This window comes from Burkholderia sp. Ac-20353, assembly GCF_017104785.1.
GTDB lineage: Bacteria > Pseudomonadota > Gammaproteobacteria > Burkholderiales > Burkholderiaceae > Burkholderia.
Genome location: NZ_JAAGPL010000352.1, coordinates 1 through 4,681 on the forward strand (window position 1 = coordinate 1; position 4,681 = coordinate 4,681).

Annotated in this window: 6 protein-coding genes; 1 reads left to right on the forward strand and 5 read right to left on the reverse strand. The window is 67.2% G+C overall.

Annotation, left to right across the window (positions count from 1 at the left end):
• The 3 genes from G3N94_RS39765 to G3N94_RS39775 all read right to left on the reverse strand — a co-directional run.
• Positions 1-948, reverse strand: a 948-nt coding sequence (locus G3N94_RS39765) for an alpha/beta fold hydrolase (RefSeq protein ID WP_205799663.1), incomplete at its 3' end; no start/stop codon positions are given.
• Positions 949-987: 39 nt separating this feature from the next.
• Positions 988-1,884 (reverse strand): M24 family metallopeptidase, encoded by an 897-nt coding sequence (locus tag G3N94_RS39770; protein ID WP_205799664.1) that lies wholly within the window; start codon positions 1,882-1,884, stop codon positions 988-990.
• 203 nt (positions 1,885-2,087) lie between these two features.
• Positions 2,088-2,267, reverse strand: coding sequence for a hypothetical protein (locus tag G3N94_RS39775; RefSeq protein ID WP_205799665.1), 180 nt, complete (start codon positions 2,265-2,267; stop codon positions 2,088-2,090).
• Positions 2,268-2,337: 70 nt separating this feature from the next.
• Here G3N94_RS39775 and G3N94_RS39780 point away from each other — a divergent pair, with 70 nt between their 5' ends.
• Complete coding sequence (locus tag G3N94_RS39780; protein ID WP_205799666.1) at positions 2,338-3,615, forward strand: haloacid dehalogenase-like hydrolase; 1,278 nt, start codon at positions 2,338-2,340, stop codon at positions 3,613-3,615.
• Between the two features lie 28 nt (positions 3,616-3,643).
• Here the strand turns inward: G3N94_RS39780 and G3N94_RS39785 are convergent, their stop codons facing one another.
• On the reverse strand, positions 3,644-4,417 hold the full coding sequence (locus G3N94_RS39785; RefSeq protein WP_205799667.1) for a slipin family protein: 774 nt from the start codon (positions 4,415-4,417) through the stop codon (positions 3,644-3,646).
• A gap of 33 nt (positions 4,418-4,450) precedes the next feature.
• A partial coding sequence (locus tag G3N94_RS42810) for an NfeD family protein (protein WP_277398608.1) occupies positions 4,451-4,681 on the reverse strand: 231 nt, incomplete at its 5' end.

Genomic DNA, 4,681 nt, shown 5'->3' on the forward strand with positions numbered 1-4,681 from the left:
CGCGTTCGCGAGCGCCGGCGGTTCCGTCCCGCTTTCGACCGCGTCGATCAGTTGCTGCGCGAGGCCCGCGAAGCGCGCGGGATCGGCGAGCGGCAGCCAGTGCCCGGCGGCGACCTCGCGCCGGTAGTACTGCGGCACCCAGCGCGACAGGTCTTCGGACAGCGCGGGGCTCACGTACTTGTCGCCGAGCGGCACGATCGTCTGCACGGGTGCGTGCGCGTAACGCTCGCGCGGCGTGAACACGCAGCGGATGAAGTTCGCGCGATAGAGGCGCACGCCGCGCGCGCCGTCGTCGGCCTGCGTCGCGCGCGGCGCGACCGCCGTCTTCTCGACGCGGCGCAGCAGCCCCGGCCACGCGCGGCCGAGCCACAGCCGCCAGTTGAGCTCGGGGATGAACGGCAGGTGGAACAGGTACACGTACCACGAGCGCACGAGCTGGCCGCCGAGCTTGGCCAACGACGCGGGCGTCGGATGCAGCGCGCGTTCGCGCAGCCAGAAGCCGACGTGGTCGAGGCACGGGCCCGAGCACGACGTGTACGACGCGATCCGGCCGGCGAGCCGCGGCTCGGTGACGAATTCCCAGCCCTGGATCGAGCCCCAGTCGTGCGCGATCAGGTGGACGGGGCGGCCGGGGCAGAGCGTGTCGATCACCGCGATGAAGTCGTCGGTCAGCTTTGCGAGCCGGTAGTCGGCCGTGCGTGCCGGCGCGCTTGACAGCCCCGCGCCGCGCACGTCGTACGCGATCACGTAGTGCTGGCGCGCGAGCAGCGGCGCGACGTCCTGCCAGACGCTGCTGTTGTCCGGATAGCCGTGCACGAGCACGACGGGCGTGCGGGCCGGGTCGCCCCAGGTCCTGGCCGCGAGCGTCAGGTCGCCGGACGCGACGGCGGTTTCGGTGAATACCGAATCGAACAGGGCCAGCGGCGCTTCGTCGGAAAGAGGCTGCATCGTGAGTCCGTTCAGAAGGAGGGGGATCCGCGCGGTGCGTCAGGCCGCTGCCTGCGCATTCGCGACCGCCGGCGTGCATTCGGCCTGACGGCGCTGCCAGCGGCGCACGTGCGGCAGGTCGTCGTCGAGCCAGTACGCATCGTCGTCGGTGATCACGAGCAGCTCCTCGAACTTCGCGCCGACGCCCGCGAAGCCCAGGTGCGGCTCCACGGCCCACAGGCCCGGCACCGGCGCGTGCTCGGAGCGGCGGTCGATCGACCACAGCGGCGACCAGCCCTGCTGCTTCGCCGCGCGGCCCTGGTCGAGCAGCAGGTTGCGGGTCGCGTTCAGCCCGAAGCGCGCGACGAAGCGCGGCTTCGACAGCTTGTGGATCTTCGCGACGCGGTGCGCGAGCACCTTGAACGGATACGCCTTGTGGCGAGGCTCGACGCCCTGGCGGCGGCACAGCGCGTCGACGGCCTGCGCCACTTCGGCCATCGGCCGGCGTTCCCGGACGAGCCGCACGATCAGCTCGCGGTGCGCCATCAGGTCGTCCTGCAGCTGTTCGAGGATCGGGTTCTCGCCGACGCAGTGCGCGTAGCCGACGTCGGCGACGACGCCGTCGAGCACCGGCGCGACGTCGAGGATCACCGGCATGTCGGTCTCGAGCTGGCGGTGGCTCGGGAAGAACGCGAGGTTGAAGCCGCCCATGTGCTTGAGGCCCGAGAAGCCTTCGAACGCGGTGCGGTCGCCGAACCACGCGAACGGCTTGTGGAGCCAGTCGCGCACACCGTGGTCCTGCAGCCACTCGGTGAGCAGACGCGCGGCTTCCTTCTCGGTGATGCCGGGGTAGAGCATGCCGCCGACGGTTTCCACGCAGCGGTATGCGAGCTGCTGGACCGCGCGGAATTGCGCCAGTTCCTCGAGATGGACTTCGGGCAGCGGATGGTCGGACATGGTTCGGTGTCTCCAGTTGGCCAGCTTCAGCGCTTTGGCGCTTTCGCGGGTTCCATACAAGGTTTTGGAACGCTGACCCGGAACGCCTCCGCCCGGCGTCGCCGCCGCGGATTATTCAGTCAGCATTTAATGTGCCATTGAATGATGTCATCATCATAGTCGGTTCCGCCGCACGCACCAGTGCTTCGGGATGAGGGCTTTTCCTAGGTTTCGAGGGAATCCTCGGGAATGCAGATGTCGTTCCAGATCAGCTTGTTGTCGCACCCTGGCGGGTATTCGTCATATTTTCGAAATAATTTCGCCAGATCATGCACCGCCATTTCGGAGCCGCTGCCGGCTTCGCCCGGCGGATGTGTGCCGCCGGTCGCAGTGGGGCGCATCAAGCATCAAGCGCCGGGCGCCAGGCGCGGGTACGTCACCGAAACCGGATTCCCATTCAAACGGAGAGAGACCATGCAACGCCGCAAGTTTCTGAACACCCTCGCCGCGGCCACGGCCGCTACGCCCCTCGTGCTCAACGCGGGCAGCGCCGCCGCGAAGAACACCGCCACGCCGGACACGCTCGACCCGGGCCGCTGGTCGCCCGTCAACGCCGCGCGCCTGCAGGCCGTGCTCGACCAGTACGGCGTGAAGAGCAAGCGCTACGACGCGAACCGTCGCCCGTACGCGGTGTTCGACTGGGACAACACGTGCATCATGAACGACTGCGAAGAGGCGTTGCTGATGTACCAGATCAACAACCTGCAGTACAAGCTGACGCCGGACGAGTTCGTCGGCGTGATGTGGAAGGACGTGCCGAAGGGCACGTTCATGAAGGACTACACGACGGTGGACGGCAAGCCGGTGTCGATGGAGGATCTCGCTGCCGACGTCGAGTCCGACTATCGCTGGCTCTACGCGAACTACAAGGGATTCGGCGGCGACAAGAGCCTCGACGAGATCCGCGAAACCGATCAGTTCAAGGATTTCCGCGCGAAGCTGTACTTCATGTACGACGCGATCTGCGACACGCATCCGCTCGAGATCGGCTACAAGTGGATCATCTACTTCTACAAGAACATGACGACGGCCGAGCTGCAGGCGATGGCCGAAGCGTCGAACAATCACGGCATCGGCGACGCGCTGCGCAAGGTGAAGTATGAAAGCCCGAAGACGCTGCCCGGCAAGGCGGGCGTCGTGGCCGACACGCATTTCCACGGGATCCGCATCCACGAGGAAATCCGCGCGCTGATGCACACGCTGCGCGAGAACGGCATCGACGTGTACGTGAGCACCGCGTCGCTCGACGACGTCGTGCGCGTGTTTGCCGGCAATCCGAACTATGGCTACGGCGTGCCGCCCGCAAACGTGATCGGCCTGCGCCTCGACATGCAGGACGGCAAGTACACGAGCACCTATCCGGCCGGCTGGCACTTCAACTGGGGCCCCGGCAAGACCGTCGGCATCCGCAACGTGCTGCAGGCGCAGAAGGGCTACGGCCCGGTGCTGGTGGCGGGCGACAGCGACGGCGACGCATGGATGCTGCGCGACTTCAAGGACACGGCGGTCGGCGTGATCGTCAACCGGATGAAGAAGGGCGAGATCGGCGCGGACAGCAAGCTCGCGGCCGAGCAGATCGGCAACGCGAACGCGCGCTTCATCCTGCAGGGCCGCGACGAACACACGGGGCTGATGATCCCCGATGAGAAGTCGATCAAGTACGGCAAGACGGAGCGCAAGCTGCTGGCGTGATGTAGCTGCTTTGCCGGCATCGCCGCGCTCAGCGGTCGCGCGGCGGGCCGAACCGGTCGAGCACCGCGGTCAGCAGGTCGACCGGCAGCGGAAACACGATCGTCGAGTTCTTGTCGGCGGCGATCGTCGTCAGCGTCTGCAGGTAGCGCAGCTGCATCGCCTGCGGCTGCAGCGCGAGCCGTTGCGCCGCTTGCAGCAGCTTCTCCGATGCCTGCAGCTCGCCTTCCGCGTGGATCACCTTCGCGCGCCGCTCGCGTTCGGCCTCCGCCTGCCGCGCGATCGCGCGCACCATCGTCTCGTTCAGGTCGACGTGCTTGATCTCGACCGTCGACACCTTGATGCCCCACGCATCCGTCTGCGCGTCGAGCGTCTTCTGGATGTCGGCGTTCAGCTGCTCGCGCTCGGCGAGCAGCGCGTCCAGCTCGTGCTTGCCGAGCACCGAACGCAGCGTGGTCTGCGCAAGCTGGCTCGTCGCGTCGAAGAAACGCGCGACCTGGATCACGGCCTTCTCCGGATCGACGACGCGGAAATACACGACCGCATTCACCTTCACCGACACGTTGTCGCGCGTGATCACGTCCTGCGCGGGCACGTCGAACACGACGGTGCGCAGGTCGATCCGCACGACCTGCTGGACGATCGGGATGATCAGCACGAGGCCCGGGCCCTTGACCTTCCAGAAACGCCCGAGCATGAACACGACGCCGCGCTCGTATTCGCGAAAGATGCGGATCGACGATGCGACGAGCAGCACCGCGAAGACGATCAGGATGCTGCTGAAGCCGAACGTGTAGCCGATCATGGTTTTTCTCCTTAGTCGACCGGAATTGGCCCTTTAGCGCTTGCCCCGGTCCCACGCTTCGCGGTCGACCGGCGTTGGCGCATCAGCGTCTGCTCCGGTCCGCTGCAGCGCGGGTGGCGGCATGTCGTAAAGCGGCGCGACGGTGAGCATCAGCCCCTGGCGGCCCGTGACGCGGACGCGACTGCCCGCGGCGAGCGGTGCATTGCACGCGACGCGCCAGCGCTCGCCGTGCACGCGCGCCCAGCCGGCGGCAGACGGCGCGGG

Coding starts and splice junctions, on each gene's coding strand:
- G3N94_RS39785 (WP_205799667.1), bottom strand. CDS start 4,417: ATGATCGGCTACACGTTCGGCTTCAGCAGCATCCTGATCGTCTTCGCG.
- G3N94_RS39770 (WP_205799664.1), bottom strand. CDS start 1,884: ATGTCCGACCATCCGCTGCCCGAAGTCCATCTCGAGGAACTGGCGCAA.
- G3N94_RS39780 (WP_205799666.1), top strand. CDS start 2,338: ATGCAACGCCGCAAGTTTCTGAACACCCTCGCCGCGGCCACGGCCGCT.